The sequence below is a fragment of the Variovorax sp. J22G73 genome, assembly GCF_030317035.1.
Taxonomy (GTDB): domain Bacteria; phylum Pseudomonadota; class Gammaproteobacteria; order Burkholderiales; family Burkholderiaceae_C; genus Variovorax.
Window position 1 is genome coordinate 187,136 of sequence record NZ_JASZYK010000009.1, and the last position, 17,534, is coordinate 204,669.

General features: G+C 67.1%; 18 protein-coding genes. 11 read left to right on the forward strand and 7 right to left on the reverse strand.

The window, feature by feature from the left end; genetic code table 11:
- Positions 1–11 precede the first annotated feature (11 nt).
- The gene (locus QTI51_RS27925) at positions 12–971 is read left to right on the forward strand and encodes a lysylphosphatidylglycerol synthase domain-containing protein (protein ID WP_116911722.1); all 960 of its coding nucleotides are present in this window, start codon (positions 12–14) and stop codon (positions 969–971) included.
- Between the two features lie 32 nt (positions 972–1,003).
- Here QTI51_RS27925 and QTI51_RS27930 read toward each other — a convergent pair whose 3' ends face one another.
- The gene (locus QTI51_RS27930; protein ID WP_116911721.1) at positions 1,004–1,579 is read right to left on the reverse strand and encodes an acyloxyacyl hydrolase; all 576 of its coding nucleotides are present in this window, start codon (positions 1,577–1,579) and stop codon (positions 1,004–1,006) included.
- Between the two features lie 206 nt (positions 1,580–1,785).
- Between QTI51_RS27930 and QTI51_RS27935 the strand changes: the two genes are divergently transcribed.
- Entirely contained in the window at positions 1,786–2,286 is a 501-nt protein-coding gene (locus QTI51_RS27935) for a polyhydroxyalkanoate granule-associated phasin (protein WP_116911720.1), read from the forward strand.
- A gap of 48 nt (positions 2,287–2,334) precedes the next feature.
- Here the strand turns inward: QTI51_RS27935 and QTI51_RS27940 are convergent, their stop codons facing one another.
- The 3 genes from QTI51_RS27940 to QTI51_RS27950 form a co-directional block, all read right to left on the reverse strand.
- Positions 2,335–3,582, reverse strand: coding sequence for a metallophosphoesterase (locus QTI51_RS27940; protein WP_116911719.1), 1,248 nt, complete (start codon positions 3,580–3,582; stop codon positions 2,335–2,337).
- Positions 3,583–3,734: 152 nt separating this feature from the next.
- A complete protein-coding gene (locus tag QTI51_RS27945) occupies positions 3,735–4,220 on the reverse strand; it encodes a hypothetical protein (protein WP_116911718.1) in 486 nt (161 codons plus the stop codon).
- A 140-nt stretch (positions 4,221–4,360) separates the two neighbouring features.
- The gene (locus QTI51_RS27950) at positions 4,361–4,891 is read right to left on the reverse strand and encodes a hypothetical protein (RefSeq protein WP_116911717.1); all 531 of its coding nucleotides are present in this window, start codon (positions 4,889–4,891) and stop codon (positions 4,361–4,363) included.
- 341 nt (positions 4,892–5,232) lie between these two features.
- Here QTI51_RS27950 and QTI51_RS27955 point away from each other — a divergent pair, with 341 nt between their 5' ends.
- Entirely contained in the window at positions 5,233–5,490 is a 258-nt protein-coding gene (locus tag QTI51_RS27955; protein WP_116911716.1) for a hypothetical protein, read from the forward strand.
- On the forward strand, positions 5,475–5,885 hold the full coding sequence (locus QTI51_RS27960) for a hypothetical protein (protein WP_116911715.1): 411 nt from the start codon (positions 5,475–5,477) through the stop codon (positions 5,883–5,885). The genes QTI51_RS27955 and QTI51_RS27960 overlap by 16 nt, the downstream gene beginning before the upstream one ends.
- 142 nt (positions 5,886–6,027) lie before the next feature.
- On the opposite strand, the gene gyrB is transcribed toward QTI51_RS27960, so the two are convergent.
- The 3 genes from gyrB to dnaA form a co-directional block, all read right to left on the reverse strand.
- The gene (gene gyrB / locus QTI51_RS27965; protein WP_286516862.1) at positions 6,028–8,634 is read right to left on the reverse strand and encodes a DNA topoisomerase (ATP-hydrolyzing) subunit B; all 2,607 of its coding nucleotides are present in this window, start codon (positions 8,632–8,634) and stop codon (positions 6,028–6,030) included.
- 134 nt (positions 8,635–8,768) lie between these two features.
- Complete coding sequence (gene dnaN, locus QTI51_RS27970; RefSeq protein ID WP_093054972.1) at positions 8,769–9,875, reverse strand: DNA polymerase III subunit beta; 1,107 nt, start codon at positions 9,873–9,875, stop codon at positions 8,769–8,771.
- Between the two features lie 92 nt (positions 9,876–9,967).
- Complete coding sequence (gene dnaA / locus QTI51_RS27975) at positions 9,968–11,347, reverse strand: chromosomal replication initiator protein DnaA (protein ID WP_116911713.1); 1,380 nt, start codon at positions 11,345–11,347, stop codon at positions 9,968–9,970.
- A 318-nt stretch (positions 11,348–11,665) separates the two neighbouring features.
- Between dnaA and rpmH the strand changes: the two genes are divergently transcribed.
- The 7 genes from rpmH to QTI51_RS28010 all read left to right on the forward strand — a co-directional run bounded on the left by rpmH (position 11,666) and on the right by QTI51_RS28010 (position 17,494).
- Positions 11,666–11,800, forward strand: coding sequence for a 50S ribosomal protein L34 (rpmH, locus tag QTI51_RS27980; RefSeq protein WP_007834827.1), 135 nt, complete (start codon positions 11,666–11,668; stop codon positions 11,798–11,800).
- Between the two features lie 101 nt (positions 11,801–11,901).
- Entirely contained in the window at positions 11,902–12,408 is a 507-nt protein-coding gene (locus QTI51_RS27985) for a ribonuclease P protein component (RefSeq protein WP_116911712.1), read from the forward strand.
- Positions 12,405–12,692 (forward strand): membrane protein insertion efficiency factor YidD, encoded by a 288-nt coding sequence (gene yidD / locus QTI51_RS27990; protein ID WP_116911711.1) that lies wholly within the window; start codon positions 12,405–12,407, stop codon positions 12,690–12,692. Before QTI51_RS27985 ends, yidD begins: the two co-directional genes overlap by 4 nt.
- Positions 12,689–14,377, forward strand: a complete 1,689-nt coding sequence (yidC, locus tag QTI51_RS27995) for a membrane protein insertase YidC (protein ID WP_116911710.1) — start codon at positions 12,689–12,691, stop codon at positions 14,375–14,377. The genes yidD and yidC overlap by 4 nt, the downstream gene beginning before the upstream one ends.
- 68 nt (positions 14,378–14,445) lie before the next feature.
- Positions 14,446–15,855 carry a tRNA uridine-5-carboxymethylaminomethyl(34) synthesis GTPase MnmE gene (gene mnmE / locus QTI51_RS28000; RefSeq protein ID WP_116911893.1) on the forward strand — a complete coding sequence of 470 codons (1,410 nt, stop codon included), beginning with the start codon at positions 14,446–14,448 and terminating at the stop codon, positions 15,853–15,855.
- A 90-nt stretch (positions 15,856–15,945) separates the two neighbouring features.
- A complete protein-coding gene (locus QTI51_RS28005) occupies positions 15,946–16,407 on the forward strand; it encodes a Crp/Fnr family transcriptional regulator (protein WP_116911709.1) in 462 nt (153 codons plus the stop codon).
- A 187-nt stretch (positions 16,408–16,594) separates the two neighbouring features.
- A complete protein-coding gene (locus QTI51_RS28010) occupies positions 16,595–17,494 on the forward strand; it encodes a zinc ribbon domain-containing protein (RefSeq protein ID WP_286516863.1) in 900 nt (299 codons plus the stop codon).
- Positions 17,495–17,534 lie beyond the last annotated feature (40 nt).

Consider the following 17,534-nt stretch of genomic DNA (forward strand, 5'->3'; position numbering starts at 1 on the left):
AAAGGCTGCACATGAGCGCGATGGCCCTCTCCCGCACCGCCTGGTGGCCCTGGGCCCGCCGCGCGGTGGTTTGGGGCTTCTTCGCGCTGATCGCCTGGCTGCTGGTGACGCAGGCGCGCACCATCGACTGGGCCGAGGTGCTGGACGCCATTCGCGCATTGCCCGCGGCCACGCTGCTGTCGGCGGGCGCGCTGGTGGTCTGCAGCTTCGCGCTGTACAGCACCTACGACCTGCTGGGCCGGCACCTGACCGGGCACCGGCTGGGCACGGGCACGGTGATGGGCGTCACTTTCATCAGCTACGCCTTCAACCTCAACCTGGGCTCGCTGGTGGGGGGCGTGGCGTTTCGCTACCGGCTGTATTCGCGCCTGGGTCTGGGCAACGACACCATCACGCGCGTGCTGGGCTTCAGCATGCTGACCAACTGGTTCGGCTACCTGGTGGTGGCGGGCGCGGCCTTCTGCTTCTGGCCGCTGGCGCTGCCGCCGAGCTGGAAGATCGGCAACGAGGGCCTGCGCGTGCTGGGCGCGGTGCTGCTGATGGTGGCGCTCGCGTACCTGGTGCTGTGCGCCACGGCCAAGGGGCGCGTGTGGCGCGTGCGCGGCCATGCGTTCAAGACGCCGAGCCTGCCGATGGCGCTGCTGCAGCTGGCGATGTCGTGCGCCAACTGGTCGCTGATCGGCGGGGTGATCTGGTTCCTGCTGCAGGGCCAGGTCGACTACGTGCACGTGCTCGCGGTGTTGCTGGTGGCGGCTGTGGCCGGCGTGGTCACGCACGTGCCCGCGGGGCTCGGCGTGCTGGAGGCCGTGTTCGTCGCCCTGCTCGCGCATGCGGTGGCCGAGGCGCAGTTGCTGGGTGCGCTGCTGGCGTACCGGGGGTTGTATTACCTGCTGCCGCTGGTGGTGGCCACGGTGGGCTACCTGGTGACCGAGGCGCGCGCGAGGCGGCTGCGTGCCGCGTCAGTGCGCTGACTGTTGCCGATTTGCGCTGACTTGGGTTGATTTCAGAAGTGATACGTGTAGCGCACCCGCAGGAAGGTTTCGCCCGGGTTCGGCTTCTTGATGCCGGCGTTCGAAAAGTGCTGCACGCGCAGCGACAGCTCGTGCGCGCCGTTCTCGCCGAAGCTGCGCCCCACGCCCAGCACCTCGGTGAACTGGAAGGCGGTGCTGAAGCTGCGGTCGGGCGTCTTGTAGACGTGGTCCATCACGCTGCCGCCGATGCCGCCTTCGGCGAACCAGGGCGAGCTGCCCGCGCCGAAGCGGTAGCGCCAGGTGTAGAGGGCGCCGATCTGCGCGTAGTTGCGCGGGCCGTTGTCCAGCGCCGGGGCGTGCCAGTTGCTCACGAACACGTCCCAGTAGCCGGTGAGCGCGCCCGTGCGCGGGGCGCCGCCCGGCCACCAGGGAAAGGTCATGCCCGCCGTCACCGAGTTGGTGCTGCCCAGTTCGCCGTGCGCGGCGTGGCCGCCGTCGAAGTAGATGCCGGTGGCGTTGTCCTGGTAGGCGTTGGCTGCCGTGCCCGCCAGCCCGAGCAGGCCAGCCAGCACGGCGGTGCGAAGCGGAACGAGGTGGGGAATTCTCATGATGCGGCTCGTGAATGCATGAAGCGGAATGAAAGCGACATGATTAATTTCTGGCGCGTTCAGCATTCGCTCGGCACGTAATTTCCACATCCAAAGGTAGGACTATTGCCTCAACAATGCAGGAATGAAATTGTTGCGCTGCAGCAATTCCGACGTGAGAAGCCTATAGTGGTCCGACCTCCTTTCAAGCGCCAGCGCACCGCCCCATGTCATCGCTCACCTCCACCGCCAACGCCCTGGCCAACCCGCTCACGCAATGGTTCGACCTGGCGCTCAAGACCCACGAGATGCTGCTGTCGTCCGGCTCGGTGATCCGCATGCGGACCGAGCGCATCGCCAAGGCCGGGCTCGCGCCCAGCGCGGTCGACCTGGCCGAGTTCCAGCTCATGGGCCACGAAAAGCTCGCCGCCGCGAGCGAGTCGGGCATGGCGATGGCCCGGCAATGGCACCACAGCCATGTGTCCCTGGCCAGCCGCGCGTTGCAGCAGTGGGTGCAGGGCACGACCGCTTTCCTGCTGCTGGCCGGCAGCGTCACGCCGGCGCAGGCCGCGGCGAACGGCGACGCCTTCGTGCAATCGGCCGCGGGCACGGTCAGCGCGGCGAGCCAGCTGACGGACATGGCGGCGCGCATCGCCAGCGACGGGCTGAAGCCGATTCACGCGGCCGCGACGTCGAACGCGCGCAGGTTGGCCGAGCTCGAGGCCTGAAGAAGGCGAAAGGAAAGCGAGAGAAGGCGAACCGCGGCGAGAAGGCGCTCAGCCCTTCGCGGGCACCAGCGTCAGCAACGTGATTTCAGAAGGCGCGCCAAAGCGCTTGGGCGGACCCCAGTAGCCGGTGCCCCGGCTCACATACACCCACATGTCGTGCAAGCGGTGCAGCCCCGCCGTGAAGGGCTGCTGCATGGGCACGAACAGGTTCCACGGAAAGAACTGGCCGCCGTGCGTGTGGCCCGACAGCTGCAGCTGGTAGCCCGCGGCCGCCGCCAGCGTGGCGCTGCGCGGCTGGTGCGCCAGCAGCACGCGCGTGTGCACCAGCGGCGGTGCGTCGTGCAGCGCCAGGTGCGGGTCGCTGGCGTGCGCGGCATCGAAGTGGCCGGCGGTGAAGTCGGTCACGCCGGCCAGCACCAGGGCGCTCTCGAACAGCTCTTCGTCGGTCTGCGCGCCGCGCACGTTGCGCGTCTGCAGCACCACATGCTCGTTCAGCAGCACCTTCAGGCCGAGGCGGCGCAGCTCGTCGATCCAGGCGTGCGCGCCCGCGTAGTACTCGTGGTTGCCCGTGACCACGAAGGTGCCGTGGCGTGCGCGCAGGCCGGCCAGCGGCGCGATGTGCTCGCGCAGTTCGGGCACGCTGCCGTCGACCAGGTCGCCGGTGATCGCGATGGTGTCGGCGCCCAGCCGGTTGACCGCGTCGACGATGCGCTGGATGTACGCGCTCTTGATGGTCGGCCCGACATGGATGTCGCTGAGCTGCGCGATCGTGAAGCCCTCGAGCGCCTGCGGCAGGCCGGCGATGGGCACTTCGACCCGCTTCACGCTGGCCGTGCGGCGCGCGTTGAGAAAACCGATGGCCGAGGTGGCCGTGGCCACCGCCAGCACCGCCAGCGCGCTCCATGGTTTCAGCGTGGCCCACGGCACCTGCACGTTGCCCACGGTGCTGGCCAGCCAGGTGAGCGCCAGGCCCGCGTCGCGCGCCAGCGTCAGCACGAACATCGACGAGAACCAGCCCATGCTGATCAGGCCGACCCACTTGAGCACGGTGGACAGCGAGGCGTCGCGCGCGATGCTGCGCGAGAGAAAAGGCAGCGGAATGGTGAACGCCGACACCGCCAGCGCAAGCAGCGCCAGCGGCCACGCGGGCGTGAGCACGGCCAGCGCGGGTAGCAGGCGCAGCGCGAGGTAGACGTGCAACAGCGCGGTCAAGGCGCTCAGGGGACGGATCGGCATCGGGGCAATGGGATCGGGCACTGCCCGGGATACACCATCTGCAAGGCGCATGCCGCGCATTCAAGCGCCGCAACCGCTATTTTTTCTATAGCGCGGGGCGCCCGGATAGCGGGTGCCGGCGCGCCGCACAGCAGCTCGAACGGATGCCGGCCTTCTGCGATGCCGGCGCCCACTTGCGCGCGTTCCTGCCCGGCGATGCGCGCCAAGGCCGCTTACTGCACCGTGCGTGTGCCCATCGAGGCCATGTCGGTGCCCGCCGGCCACACGAAGTTCGCCTTGGCCGACGCGCCCTCGGGCACGCGCACCTGCTGCTTGAGCACCTGGCCGCCCAGCGTCGCTTCCACGTCGTAGTTGCCCGGCTCCAGCCGCGCCACCATGAACGGGCCGCCGGAGGTCACGTTGTCGATCAACGCCACGCCATGGGCGTCGCGCACCGTCACGTGCACGTTGGCCGCGAAGTCGGCGCTCTTGCCGTCCTTGACGGCGAACTCGAAGGTGGCGGGCCAGCGCGGCGACACCGTTTCCATCAACTGGGCTTCGTCGCTGCCGATGCCGCCGCTCATGTACTCGACGCCGTGGGACATGTAGATCGGCGGGTTCACCGCCGCCTGGGCCGAGGACAGCGCGCCCAGCAAGACGGCGCCGCAGAACAGCGCGGCCGCCACGGGCCGCATGCGCGAGGGAAAACGGGAGGTCATGGTCTGGATCCTTTCCTGGTCGACATGGCGAGAAGCCACCGTGCCACTGTGCGGGGCGCGACTTAGGAAAGGCTGACCTCGAAAGAAAACAGGCCGCGCCGGGTGGCGGGCCTGTAGCGGGCCTGTGGGGAGCCCAGGGCTCAGCGAACGGCGGCGGTGCTTTGCGCCAGCGTTTGCGGCATCTGCGGCGCCACCGAGGCCATGTCGAAGTTCGACGGCCAGACGAAGGCGGCGCGGGCCGGCACGCCGGCAATCACCACCAGCGACTGCGTCAGCGTGAGGCCGCCGAGCGTCACGTTCACGTCATAGGCGCCCGGGTTCAGGCGCGCGAGCATGTAGGGGGACTGCGTTTGCACGTCCATCACCACCTGGCCGGTGTATTTCTGGCGGATCTGCACATCGGCCTTGGCGGGAAAGCCGCTTTGCTGCGCGCCCTTGCCGTCGCTCACGCCGAGCGCGATGGTGGCGGCCCAGCGGGGCGACACCATTTCCATGAACGCGGCCTCGTCACGCGCGGCGCCGCCGCACATGTATTCGATGCCCTGCGCCACTTGGATGGGCGGGTTGGAGAACGCATGGGCCGGCGTGACCGAAGCCACGGCCCCGAGGAATGCTGCTGTGCCGCTCATTACCAGCGCGGCCAGGGGCCGGCGGAGACGCGAAGGGTTCATTGCTGTGTGGTCCTCGATCTTGCGTGACGTGAAATCCGACGAGGATTTTGCTTAGCAAGAGTCGGGCTAGATATAGCGTTTACGAGGAACGATCTGCGGTTGCGATTTGAATGCTATTGTTTTCATAGCTGATGACGCCCGTATGACGCCACGTTCGGCTACTTTTGTTAACAGGCTCCACGGAAACCCTGATCCGGTGGTTTTCGCGTTGTTTTGGCCCGTTTCTGCGCTGCTTTTGCGCCGAAATCTGCAAACGGGCATGGCGCAGGCCTACACCGGTGCATGGGGGCGCGCGATATGAACGGCTGAACAGACACAAACAGCCTCAAGGAGCTTCAGCCATGACCCTCGAATCGACGATCAACGAGTTCAAGAAAGTTGACGCCCAGCGCGCCGACTACCCGGGCGAGCACCTCGTGGTGCTGGGCGCGGGCGTGTTGCTGCTGTTGGCGGCGGGGCGCAGCCGCTCGTTCCTGACGCGGCTGGTAGCCGGCGCCGCCGGTGGCGCGTTGATCGGGCGGGCAGCCAGCGGAACCGGCGGCATCGCCAAGCTGGCGGGTGTGCTGCAAAGCGGGAGCTCGGCATGGCCGCGGCGCTGAGCGGCGCCCCGCACGCGGCCCCGGGGCCGCAGCGCTACTGGGCGCCCTGCCTGGCAGTGGCGCTGGTGGCGATGTTTTTCTTCTATGTGGCGCTGACGGACCTGGTGAAGGAAAGCGCGGCGCGCGCGCCCGCCCAGGCTGTCGCCATGCCGGCGGTCGTGCAGGCGCCTTTGTTGGCGGCTGCCAATGCGGCCGAGTTCACGCCGCCGCCTGCGCGGGTGGTGGCAGCGGTGCCGGCTCGCGTGGCACGGCCGGCGGCGGTGGTGTCCGAGCCCATCGTGGCGACGCCTGTCAGGTTCGAGGTGACCAAGTGCGTGACGCCGTCCGGCGAGGCGGAGTACTCCGACGGCGCCTGCTCCGAAGGTGCGCGCGCGACGACCTTGCGGCTGCAATGAGAAACGCCCGGCAATGCCGGGCGCGTCCAACGAAAACGCCCGGCTCTGCCGGGCATGTCCAAAGAAAAAACGCCCGGCTTTACCGGGCGTTGTGTCTTGGCATCCCGACCGCACGAAGCCGCCGGGCGAACCAATCAATCAATCAAACGTCGATGTTCGCCGCGCGCAGCGCGTTCTGCTCGATGAACTCGCGACGCGGTTCCACCTCGTCGCCCATCAGCATCGTGAACACGCGGTCGGCCTCGATGGCATCGTCGATCTGCACGCGCAGCAGGCGGCGCACGGTCGGGTCCATGGTGGTTTCCCACAGCTGCTCGGGGTTCATCTCGCCCAGGCCCTTGTAGCGCTGGCGCGAGGTGGCGCGTTCGGCCTCGCCGATCAGCCACTTCATGGCCTGGCGGAAGTCGTCTACCTTCTCTTCCTTGCCGCGCTCGCCTTCCCCGCGGCGCACCAGCGCGCCTTCGGGGCTCAGCAGGCCGCGGAAGGTGTCGGCCGCGCCGGCCAGGGCCGCGTAGTCGGCGCCGTGCACGAAGTCCTGCGTGATCACGCTGCTCTTGATGTTGCCGTGGTGGCGGCGGCTGATGCGCAGCAGCGGTTTGTCGGTGCGCGCGTCGAACTCGTTGCTCACCTCGGCGGGAATGCCGGTGGTGTTCAGTTCGCGCAGCTTGGCCTGCAGCGCCACGGCCGAGGCCTCGGCCGCGGGCGTGGTGTCCAGGTCGAGCGACACGCCGTCTGCAACGGCGCGCAGGGCCTCGGCGTCCATGAAGTTGCGCAGGCGCGCAATGACGGCCTCGGCCACCTGGTGCTTGCGCGCCAGCTCGGCCAGGGTGTCGCCGGTGAGCGTGGTGGAGTTGGCGCCGCCGGTCTGCAGGCTCGCGTCCTTCAGGGCCACCTTGAGCAGGAAGGCGTCCAGCGCGGGGCCGTCCTTCAGGTACTGCTCTTCCTTGCCGACCTTCACCTTATACAGCGGCGGCTGCGCGATGTAGATGTGGCCGCGCTCCACCAGCTCGGGCATCTGGCGGTAGAAGAACGTCAGCAGCAGCGTGCGGATGTGGGCGCCGTCGACGTCGGCGTCGGTCATGATGATGATGCGGTGGTAGCGCAGCTTGGCGACGTTGAAGTCGTCCGCGCCGCCGCCCGCGGTGGTCGCGCCGGCGCGGCCGATGCCGGTGCCCAGGGCGGTGATCATCGTCAGGATTTCGTTGCTGGTCAGCAGCTTCTCGTAGCGCGCCTTCTCCACGTTCAGGATCTTGCCGCGCAGCGGCAGGATGGCCTGGAACTTCCGGTCGCGGCCCTGCTTGGCGGAGCCGCCGGCGGAGTCGCCCTCCACCAGGTAGACCTCGCACAGCGCGGGGTCCTTTTCCTGGCAGTCGGCCAGCTTGCCGGGCAGGCCCATGCCGTCGAGCACGCCCTTGCGGCGCGTCATTTCGCGGGCCTTGCGGGCCGCTTCGCGGGCGCGGGCGGCCTCGACGATCTTGCCGCAGATGATCTTGGCGTCCGCCGGGCGCTCCTGCAGGTAGTCGGTCAGCAGCCGGCCGACGATGTCTTCCACCGGCGCGCGCACTTCGCTGGACACCAGCTTGTCCTTGGTCTGGCTGGAGAACTTGGGCTCGGGCACCTTCACGCTCAGCACGCAGCACAGGCCTTCGCGCATGTCGTCGCCGGTGACCTCGACCTTCGCCTTCTTGGCGAACTCGTGCTCTTCGATGTACTTGTTGATGACGCGGGTCATCGCGGCGCGCAGGCCGGTCAGGTGGGTGCCGCCGTCACGCTGGGGAATGTTGTTGGTGAAGCACAGCACCTGCTCGTTGTAGCCGCTGTTCCACTGCATCGCCACTTCCACGCCGATGTGCGTGCCGGGAATGCCGCCGTAGGTGTCGGCCGGCTTCTCGCCTTCCGCGTAGAACGAGTTCGGGTGCAGGACGGTCTTGCCCTTGTTGATGAACTCCACGAAGCCGCGCACGCCGCCGGCGCCCGAGAAATCGTCTTCCTTGCCGGTGCGCTCGTCCTTCAGGCGGATGCGCACGCCGTTGTTCAGGAAGCTCAGTTCGCGCAGGCGCTTGCTGAGGATTTCGTAGTGGAAGTCCGAGTTCTCCTTGAAGATCTCGGTGTCCGGCAGAAAGTGCACCTCGGTGCCGCGCTTGTCGGTGTCTCCGATGATCTTCATCGGTGACACCTCGATGCCGTTCACCGTGTCGAGCAGGCGGTTCTGCACGAAGCCGCGGCTGAACTCCAGCTCGTGGATCTTGCCTTCGCGGCGCACCACCAGTCGCAGCATGACGCTCAGCGCGTTCACGCAGCTCACGCCCACGCCGTGCAGGCCGCCGGAGACCTTGTAGCTGTTCTGGTTGAACTTGCCGCCCGCGTGCAGTTCGGTGAGAGCGATTTCAGCGGCCGAGCGCTTGGGCTCGTGCTTGTCGTCCATCTTCACGCCGGTGGGAATGCCGCGGCCGTTGTCGGTGACGGAGATCGAGTTGTCGCTGTGGATGGTCACGACGATGTCGTCGCAATGGCCGGCCAGCGCCTCGTCGATGGAGTTGTCCACCACTTCGAACACCAGGTGGTGCAGGCCGGTGCCGTCGGAGGTGTCGCCGATGTACATGCCGGGGCGCTTGCGCACGGCCTCAAGCCCTTCGAGGATCGTGATCGAACCTTCGCCGTAGCTGGTGTCGGCGGCCACGGTCTCGATCTCGGGGATGTAGACCGGCTCGGTGTGCGGCACTTCGGGCTTGTTTTCTTCTGCACTCATTCGGATATTCCTCTATCTCTCACGGCATTCACGTGATTTTTCGGGCTCTCAAAAGCTCAATTCGCCGCCTCTTGAAAGCGCAAACCCGCGGAGGGCCGCGGGCTGTGTGCGCAAGGCGCTTCGGGGTCTGTCTGCTAGATACGCATCGGCATCACGACGTACTTGAAGGATGCGTTCTCGGGGATGGTCAGTAACGCGGAACTGTTGGAGTCCGCCAAGTCGAGCTTGACCATGTCCTGGTCCATGTTCGACAGCGCGTCGATCAGGTAGGTCACGTTGAAGCCGATCTCGATGGCGTCGCCGCCGTAGTCGATGTCGAGCTCGTCCTGCGCTTCTTCCTGCTCGGCGTTGTTCGAGGCGATGCGCAGCGTGCCCGGCTCGATGTTCAGCCGCACGCCCTTGAACTTCTCGCTGGTCAGGATGGCGGTGCGCTGCAGGCTGGCCAGCAGCGGCGCGCGGCCGAGCGTGACGGTGTTCTTGTGGTTCTTCGGAATGACGCGGTTGTAGTCGGGGAACTTGCCCTCGACCAGCTTGGTGACGAATTCCATGCCGCCGAAGCTGAACTTGGCCTGGTTGTTGGCGAACTGCATCTCGATGGCGCCTTCGGCGTCGGACAGCAGGCGCTGCATTTCGAGCACGGTCTTGCGCGGAAGAATGACTTCTTGCCGTGGCACTTCGACGTCGAGCGTGGCCGACGAGAACGCCAGGCGGTGGCCGTCGGTGGCCACCAGGCTCAGCTGCTTGCCTTCGGCCACGAACAGGATGCCGTTCAGGTAGTAGCGAATGTCGTGCACGGCCATGGCGAACGACACTTGCGAGAGCAAGTCCTTCAGCGTCTTCTGCGGCACGCTGAACACGGGGCCGAAGTTGGCGGCCTCCTGCACCAGCGGAAAGTCTTCGGCCGGCAGCGATTGCAGCGTGAAGCGGCTCTTGCCGCCCTTGAGCACGAGCTTGCTGGCGCTCGACTCGAGGCTCACGGTCTGGTCGGCCGGCATGGTGCGCAGGATGTCGATGAGCTTGCGCGCGCCGATGGTGGTGGTGAAGTTGCCTTCGTCGCCGCCGAGCTCGGCGGTGGTGCGGATCTGGATCTCGAGGTCGCTGGTGGTCAGCTGAAGCTGGCCGCCGGTCTTGCGAATCAGCACGTTCGCCAGGATAGGCAGGGTGTGACGCCGCTCGACGATGCCCGCTACCGACTGCAGCGCGGCGAGGACTTTGTCTTGGTTTGCCTTCAAAACGATCATGTCTTCTTCCTCTTCTCTATCTCTTTGAATCAGCTTGTAAGAACGCCATTCTCCGCTGTCGCGAGGGGCGTTCCTGATGACATCCGGCTTCTTCAGCCCTTGAGCGTCTGTTCGAGCACGTGGAGCTGCTGGTTGAGCTCGGTGAGCTGCTGGCGCTCGCCCGAGATCTTGCGCACCGCGTGCAGCACCGTCGTATGGTCGCGCCCGCCGAACAGCTCGCCGATTTCGGGCAGGCTCTTCTGCGTGAGTTCCTTGGCCAGGTACATCGCGATCTGCCGCGGCCGCGCAATGCTGGCCGGGCGCTTCTTGCTGTACATGTCGGCGACCTTGATCTTGTAGTAGTCGGCCACCGTCTTCTGGATATTCTCGACCGAGATCTGCCGGTTCTGGATCGACAGCAGGTCGCGCAGCGCCTCGCGCGCCAGGGCGATCGAGATCTCCTTCTGGTTGAAGCGCGAGTACGCCAGGATCTTGCGCAGCGCCCCTTCGAGCTCGCGCACGTTGGAGCGCACGTTCTTGGCGACGAAAAAGGCCACTTCTTCCGGCATTTCAGCCGATTCGGCGCGCGCCTTGTTGATCAGGATGGCCACGCGCATTTCGAGCTCGGGCGGCTCGATGGCCACCGTGAGGCCCGAATCGAAGCGCGAGACCAGCCGCTCGTGGATGTCCGCCAGGCCCTTGGGGTAGGTGTCGCTGGTCATCACGATGTGCGACTTCTTGGCGAGCAGGGCCTCGAACGCGTTGAAGAATTCTTCCTGCGTGCGGTCCTTGTTGGCGAAGAACTGCACATCGTCGATCAGCAACAGATCGAGCGAGTGATAGCGCTCCTTGAACTCGTCGAAAGTCTTGCGCTGATACGCCTTGACCACATCCGACACGAACTGCTCGGCGTGGATGTAGAGAACTTTGGAATCCGGCTTGTCGGCGAGCAGCCGGTTGCCCACGGCGTGCATCAGGTGGGTCTTGCCCAGACCGACGCCGCCGTAGATGAAAAGCGGGTTGTACAGATGGCCCGGCATGCCGGCCACGTGCATGGCCGCGGCGCGCGCCATGCGGTTGGCCGTGCCCTCGACCAGGGTGTCGAAAGTGAGGCCGGAATTCAGCCGGTTCTTGAAGCCGGCGGCGGCGGGCTCCTCGCCCGGGCCGGCCACGTCGCGCGGCACATCGGTCTCAGCCATGACCGTGACGGGTGCAGAACGCACGGGGGTTTCGCGAGGAGCAAGCGCTAACTCGACAGCCACCGGCTGGCCGTACATCTTCTCGGCCATGGCTGCGATCTTGCCGGCGTACTGGGCCCGGATCCAGTCGAGCTTGAACCGGTTGGCGACGAACACGGTCATGCGCGACAGGTCGTCGGCGACCTGTGCGGTCAGGGGCTTGATCCAGGTATTGAACTGTTGCTCGGACAGCTCCTGCGCGAGCTGGTCGACGCAGGCCTGCCAGAGGCTTTCGCCGATGCCGTCAGTGGACATGGGCGCTTGGAAAAGTGGTGTGACCCTCGGGCATTTTTTGGTATAGGTATTGTGGATATTCTCTGCTGGAAGGCGCCCGGCATTCTAACTTGTCAAAACCTTATCCACACGCTGGCAAGGTCGCCGAAAGGCCCGCAAATCTGCTCGAAGATTGTCCCGGCGGCCAATGTTTGCGATAATTGCGGGTTTCCCTGAAAACCTTCTTGCGTTCGTCACTAGGAGCTCAGGGGTCATCCCAATACGCTCCCCCGGCGCCCCGCAGGTTCTTCATGCCTTCCGTACGAAGAGCCCGCGCGAACAGGGAATTAGGAAATCACCATGAAACGCACTTATCAAGCATCCAAAGTCCGCCGCGCCCGTACCCACGGCTTCCTGGTCCGCATGAAGACCCGCGGCGGCCGTGCCGTCATCAACGCACGCCGCGCCAAGGGCCGCAAGCGCCTGGCCGTCTGACGGCAGCCCACCTGCCGTTGCCAGCAGCCGACACGTCAGCGCCAGCTCCCGCAGCCAGTGCGCCCGGTTCCGCCGGGCATGACGTGCGCGGCCCGGCTTCCATGCAGCGGCTGCAGACCCGCGCGCAATTCCAGGCCGTCCTCGCAGGTGCCACCGTGGCGCGCACTGCTCATTTCGCATTGCACCGCTGTGCGCTCGATCTCGCATCGAGCGCACAGCCGTTGTTCGCGTCCGACGATGTCTGGCTGGGTGCCATGGTGCCCAAGCGCTGGGCGCGTCGCGCGGTCACGCGCAACGCCATCAAGCGCCAGATCTACGCCGTGAGCGCTGCTCCCGGCGTCGTCTTGCCACGTGCCGCGCACGTGGTGCGGTTGCGCTCGGGCTTCGATCGCAAGGAATTCGTGAGCGCCTCCTCGGACAAGCTCAAGGCCGCCGTGCGCGCCGAACTCCAGCAGCTGCTGGAGCGTGCCGCACGCCCCGCGCCCTCGCCGCGCGAGCGCTCCGAACGCGAACGCTCGCCGAGGCCTGCGATTTCTCCTGGGTCGCCTGGTTCTCCCGGCTCCTCGGCCCCGTCCGCTCCATCGGCCCCCTCCTCATCTTCCTCATGAAACGCCTGCTGATCGGCCTCGTGAAAGGCTACCGCCTGCTGCTGAGCCCCTGGCTCGGCCAGTCGTGCCGCTTCACGCCGACCTGCTCGGTGTATTCGATCGAGGCGCTCGAGGTGCATGGCGCGCTCAAGGGCAGCTACCTGACCCTGCACCGCATCGCGCGCTGCCAGCCCTGGTGCCAGGGCGGCCACGATCCGGTTCCACCGAAATCAAAGCGTCGCACTGACAAGTCAGGATCGCTGTTTTCGTCTCTTCTCTCCTCCGACAAGAAGTCTTCGTCATGAACGATATCCGCCGCACGATCCTGTGGGTGATTTTTGGTTTCTCGCTGGTGTTGCTGTGGGACCAATGGCAGGTCTTCAACGGCAACAAGCCGACCTTCCTGCCGTCGAGCAAGCCGGCCGCCACGGCCGCTGCCCCCGCCAACGCACCTTCGGCCAACGGCGTGCCGACCGCGTCCGGCACCGGCGGCAACGCGGCTGCCGTGCCCACGCAGGCCGCCGCGGCCGCGCCGCGCGAACAGGTCAACGTGACCACCGACCTGTTCAAGGCCACGATCGACAGCGAAGGCGCCACGGTCAACCGCCTCGAGCTGCGCAAGTACGACGAAGCCGACCGCACCACCCACGTGGTGCTGTTCGAAAACGGCTCGCCGGCCACGCGCTACGTTGCACAGACCGGCCTGCTGAACACGGTCGACACCGGTGAACGCTTCCCCAACCACCTGACGCCGATGACGCCGAAGGCCGGCCCGCGCGAACTGGCCGACGGCCAGAACACGCTGGAAGTGAGCTTCGAGAGCGCCCCCGTCGGCGGCCTGAAGTACATCAAGACCTACGTGTTCCACCGCGGCGACTACGCCATCGGCGTGCGCCACGAAGTGGTCAACGTGAGCGACCAGCCGCGCGACGCGCAGCTGTACATGCAGCTGCTGCGCCACGGCACCGTGGCCGCCGGCACCATGTTCGGCACCAACACCTTCACTGGCCCTGCCGCGTACACCAACGAGAAGAAGTTCCACAAGCTCGCCTTCGCGGACATCGCCAAGAACAAGGTCGAGCCGCCGCCCGCGGCCAACGACGGCTGGGTGGCCATGGTGCAGCATTACTTCGTGTCAGCCTGGCTGCTCAAGGGCGACCCGGTCAGCGAGCAGCTGCGCCGCGAGTTCCGCGTGAAAGACCTGGGCGACAACCTGTTCACCGTGGCCATGGTCGCCACGCTGCCCAAGCTGGCCCCGGGCGCCACGCAGGTCGTGAACAGCACGCTGTTCGCCGGCCCCGAGGAAGAAAAGAAGCTCGAAGCCATCGCCCCCGGCCTGGACCTGGTGAAGGACTACGGCATCTTCGCGATCATTTCCAAGCCGCTGTACTGGCTGCTCAACCAGCTGCACGGCCTGCTGGGCAACTGGGGCTGGTCGATCGTGGCGCTGGTGGTGCTGCTGAAGGCGGCCTTCTACTGGCTCAACGCCAAGGCCTACGCCAGCATGGCCAAGATGAAGGCCATCAACCCGAAGATCATGGAAATGCGCGAGCGGCTGAAGGACAAGCCGCAAGAAATGCAGCAGGAAATGATGCGGATCTACAAGACCGAGAAGGTCAATCCGATGGGCGGCTGCTTCCCCATCGTGATCCAGATCCCGGTGTTCATCGCGCTGTACTGGGTGCTGCTGTCGTCCGTCGAGATGCGCCACGCACCGTGGATCGGCTGGATCACCGACCTCTCGGCACCGGACCCCTGGTACATCCTGCCGGTCGTGATGACGGCCACCTCGCTGTTCCAGACCTGGCTCAACCCGACGCCGCCGGACCCGATGCAGGCCAAGCTGATGTGGATCATGCCGCTGGCTTTCAGCGTGATGTTCATCTTCTTCCCGGCCGGCCTGGTGCTGTACTGGATCACGAACAACACGCTGTCCATCGCGCAGCAGTGGTTCATCAACAAGCGCCTGGGCGTGCTCGGCAAGAAGTAGCCGCGGCCGAACCCCGTCATCCCTCGAAGGGCCGCGTCAGCGGCCCTTTTTTGCTGAAAGAATCCGCCATGCTCGCCCGCACCTCCGATCCCATCGTTGCCATCGCCACCGCCTCGGGCCGCGGCGCGGTCGGCATCGTGCGGGTGTCGGGCGCCAGATTGGCACCGCTGATCGAGGCGCTCTGCGGCCGCGCGCTCAAGCCGCGCGAGGCAACCTACCTTCCTTTCAAGGACGCGCACGGCGAGCCGGTCGACCACGGCCTGGCCATTCACTTTCCCTCGCCGCACTCGTTCACCGGCGAAGACGTGCTCGAACTGCAGGCCCACGGCGGCGCGGTCGTGCTGCAGCTGCTGCTGGCGCGCTGCCTCGAGGCGGCGGCCGAGCCCGATGCCGTCACCGGCCGACCTCGTCTGAACGGCCTGCGCGTGGCCGAGCCCGGCGAGTTCAGCCAGCGCGCCTTTCTCAACGGCAAGATCGACCTGGCGCAGGCCGAGGCCATCGCCGACCTGATCGACGCCAGCACCGAGGCCGCCGCGCGCAGCGCCGGGCGCTCTCTGTCGGGTGCCTTCTCGCGCGAGATCCACACGCTGCGCGACGCGCTGATCCATCTGCGCATGCTGGTGGAGGCCACGCTCGACTTTCCCGAAGAAGAAATCGACTTCCTGCAGAAGGCCGACGCCAGCGGGCAGCTGGAGCGGCTCCAGTCGCAACTGGCCGCCGTGCAGCAGCGCGCGCGCCAGGGCGCCCTGCTGCGCGAGGGCATCAAGGTGGTGATCGCGGGCCAGCCCAACGCGGGCAAGAGCTCGTTGCTCAACGCACTGGCCGGCGCCGAGCTGGCCATCGTGAGCGCGGTGGCGGGCACCACGCGCGACGTGGTCTCGCAGACCATCCAGATCCACGGCGTGCCGCTGCATGTGGCCGACACCGCCGGCCTGCGCGAGAGCACCGACGAGGTCGAGCAGATCGGCGTGGCGCGCGCGTGGGGTCAGATCGAAAGCGCCGACGCCGTGCTGTTCCTGCACGACCTCACGCGTGCCCACCTGCCGGACTACGCCTCGGCCGACGCCGACATCCTGGCCGGCCTGCGCCGCAAACTGCCCGCGAGCGTGCCGGTGCTCGACGTGTGGAACAAGCAGGACGCCGCACCCGATGCCGCCCCGCCTGCGGAAGGCATCGCCCTGTCGGCCAAGACCGGCTTGGGCATCGAGGCCCTGCGCGAGCAGCTGCTGGCCATGGCCGGCTGGCAAGCCGTGCCCGAGGGCGTGTACCTGGCGCGGGCGCGCCATGTGCAGGCGCTGGCGCAGGTCGAGACGCACCTCGGGCTGGCCGCCGCGCACCTCGCGGCGCAGGCGCAACTGCTCGACCTGCTGGCCGAGGAACTGCGCCTGGCGCAGAACGCGCTGAATGAGATCACGGGCGAGTTCGGCGCGGACGACCTGCTGGGCGTCATCTTTTCGCGCTTCTGCATTGGCAAATAGCGACAGGCACCGGGTAAATCCGTAAACAGTTGTAGCCGAATCTTGTGGCGTTCGCGGATACTTCGGCTCACTTGCGGGGTTGAGAAAAACATGTCCATCCAGAACCTGAGCCGAGTCATCGCCCAGAACACGAGCAACGACGCCTTTGCGCTGACCTTCACCGTCCAGCAGTGGGACACGTTCGCGGGTTACCTGCAGCCCATCGAGACCAGCGTGGGCGACGTGCTGATCGAGCAGGGCACGCCGGACCGCTCGGTTTTCTTCATCGAAAGCGGCGCCATCAGCGTGCACAAGGTGAGCAGCAAGGAGCAGATGAAGCTGGCCGTGCTGACACCGGGCTCGGTGGTCGGCGAAGGCTCGTTCTTCTCGCGCCTGCCGCATTCGGCCAATGTGGTGGTCACCGGCGCGGGCCGCGTGTGGCGGCTCAACGCGATCCGCTTCTCGGAGCTGTCGAACCGCCAGCCCAACATGGCGCTGGAAGTCGCGATGGCGCTGGGCGCCGTGATCGCCAAGCGCATGGCGCACCGCTCCAAGCGCGTCGCCGTCACCTGAGGCCGCTTGCCTTCCACCGCCAGACCGTTTTCCAGAAGGGGCCTGGTGCCCCGTTTTTGTTTTTGATCGCAAGAGTAGTCAGTCGCAAGCCATGGCCTTGATCTGTCCGGTCTGCAGCACGGAAAACCGTGACGGCGCCCATTTCTGCCGGAGTTGCGGCGTTGCCCTTTCCACATCGGCCGCCTCGGTGGCCACGGCCGAGCGGATTCCCCCGCCGCCGAGCCCGGAGCGCGAATGGGCCACCACCGCGCCCGCCCAGCTGCGCGCGCCGACCATTCCGGCGCTGTTGTTCGATCCGGGCGAACAGCCGCCCGCTCCCGCGCGGTCGTTCTTCGGCCGCACGGCCGCCGCGCCGCGCGACGACGAGCAGACCGTGCTGATGGTTCACGACGACGGCCTGCCGCACGCCCCGGCGCCACGCGCGATTTCGCCGACCTTCGAGTCGGAGCAGGCCGCGAAGGCCGACCTCAGGAAGCCGCGTGGCAGGGGTGCGCGGCCGGTGCCGGCGGACAGGCCGCCGCGCAAGCGCGTGGGCCTGCTGTGGCTGGGCCTGCTGGTCGTGGCGGTCGCGATGGTCGTCGCGGGCTGGTACGGCTACGGCACGCGCAAGGCGCCCGCGGCGGTCGAGCAGGCTGTGTCGCCGGTCGCTGCGCCGGTCGCCTCACCGGTTATCGCCGCGCCGGTGCTAGCGGCCGAGCCGTCGCCCGCGCCCGCGCCGGCTCCGGTCCCTGCTCCGCAGGCTTCCGAATCGGTCGAGGCGCCCCCGGCGGCAGACACCACGGCCGCATCGGCTGTCGCCGCACCGAAGCCGGTCGCCAAGCCGCGCAAGCAGGCGACCGCCGCCGCGCCGGCACCGACCGCACCCGAGCCCGCGCCAGCCGTCGCCGCACCCGCCGCGCCGACGCCCGCCCCCGCCCCACCGGCCGAACCCCAGGCCCAGTGCGGCGACCGCAACTTCATCGCCAAGGCGCAGTGCATGGCCGCGCAGTGCCTGAAACCCGAATTCAAGGCCCACGCGCAATGCGAAGCCGTGCGCCGCCAGCAGCGGCTCGAAGAAGAAAAGCGCAACCCGACATTGGTCAACTGACCCACCCCGGGGGCCGCGACCGGTGGCTGCGCGCCGGCCG

What these genes read in the sequence shown, in the direction of transcription:
- QTI51_RS27925 (WP_116911722.1), top strand. Translation starts at nt 12, where the DNA reads ATGAGCGCGATGGCCCTCTCCCGCACCGCCTGGTGGCCCTGGGCCCGC.
- QTI51_RS27930 (WP_116911721.1), bottom strand. Translation starts at nt 1,579, where the DNA reads ATGAGAATTCCCCACCTCGTTCCGCTTCGCACCGCCGTGCTGGCTGGC.
- QTI51_RS27935 (WP_116911720.1), top strand. Translation starts at nt 1,786, where the DNA reads ATGTCATCGCTCACCTCCACCGCCAACGCCCTGGCCAACCCGCTCACG.
- QTI51_RS27940 (WP_116911719.1), bottom strand. Translation starts at nt 3,582, where the DNA reads ATGCGCGGCATGCGCCTTGCAGATGGTGTATCCCGGGCAGTGCCCGAT.
- QTI51_RS27945 (WP_116911718.1), bottom strand. Translation starts at nt 4,220, where the DNA reads ATGACCTCCCGTTTTCCCTCGCGCATGCGGCCCGTGGCGGCCGCGCTG.
- QTI51_RS27950 (WP_116911717.1), bottom strand. Translation starts at nt 4,891, where the DNA reads ATGAACCCTTCGCGTCTCCGCCGGCCCCTGGCCGCGCTGGTAATGAGC.
- QTI51_RS27955 (WP_116911716.1), top strand. Translation starts at nt 5,233, where the DNA reads ATGACCCTCGAATCGACGATCAACGAGTTCAAGAAAGTTGACGCCCAG.
- QTI51_RS27960 (WP_116911715.1), top strand. Translation starts at nt 5,475, where the DNA reads ATGGCCGCGGCGCTGAGCGGCGCCCCGCACGCGGCCCCGGGGCCGCAG.
- gyrB (WP_286516862.1), bottom strand. Translation starts at nt 8,634, where the DNA reads ATGAGTGCAGAAGAAAACAAGCCCGAAGTGCCGCACACCGAGCCGGTC.
- dnaN (WP_093054972.1), bottom strand. Translation starts at nt 9,875, where the DNA reads ATGATCGTTTTGAAGGCAAACCAAGACAAAGTCCTCGCCGCGCTGCAG.
- dnaA (WP_116911713.1), bottom strand. Translation starts at nt 11,347, where the DNA reads ATGTCCACTGACGGCATCGGCGAAAGCCTCTGGCAGGCCTGCGTCGAC.
- rpmH (WP_007834827.1), top strand. Translation starts at nt 11,666, where the DNA reads ATGAAACGCACTTATCAAGCATCCAAAGTCCGCCGCGCCCGTACCCAC.
- QTI51_RS27985 (WP_116911712.1), top strand. Translation starts at nt 11,902, where the DNA reads ATGCAGCGGCTGCAGACCCGCGCGCAATTCCAGGCCGTCCTCGCAGGT.
- yidD (WP_116911711.1), top strand. Translation starts at nt 12,405, where the DNA reads ATGAAACGCCTGCTGATCGGCCTCGTGAAAGGCTACCGCCTGCTGCTG.
- yidC (WP_116911710.1), top strand. Translation starts at nt 12,689, where the DNA reads ATGAACGATATCCGCCGCACGATCCTGTGGGTGATTTTTGGTTTCTCG.
- mnmE (WP_116911893.1), top strand. Translation starts at nt 14,446, where the DNA reads ATGCTCGCCCGCACCTCCGATCCCATCGTTGCCATCGCCACCGCCTCG.
- QTI51_RS28005 (WP_116911709.1), top strand. Translation starts at nt 15,946, where the DNA reads ATGTCCATCCAGAACCTGAGCCGAGTCATCGCCCAGAACACGAGCAAC.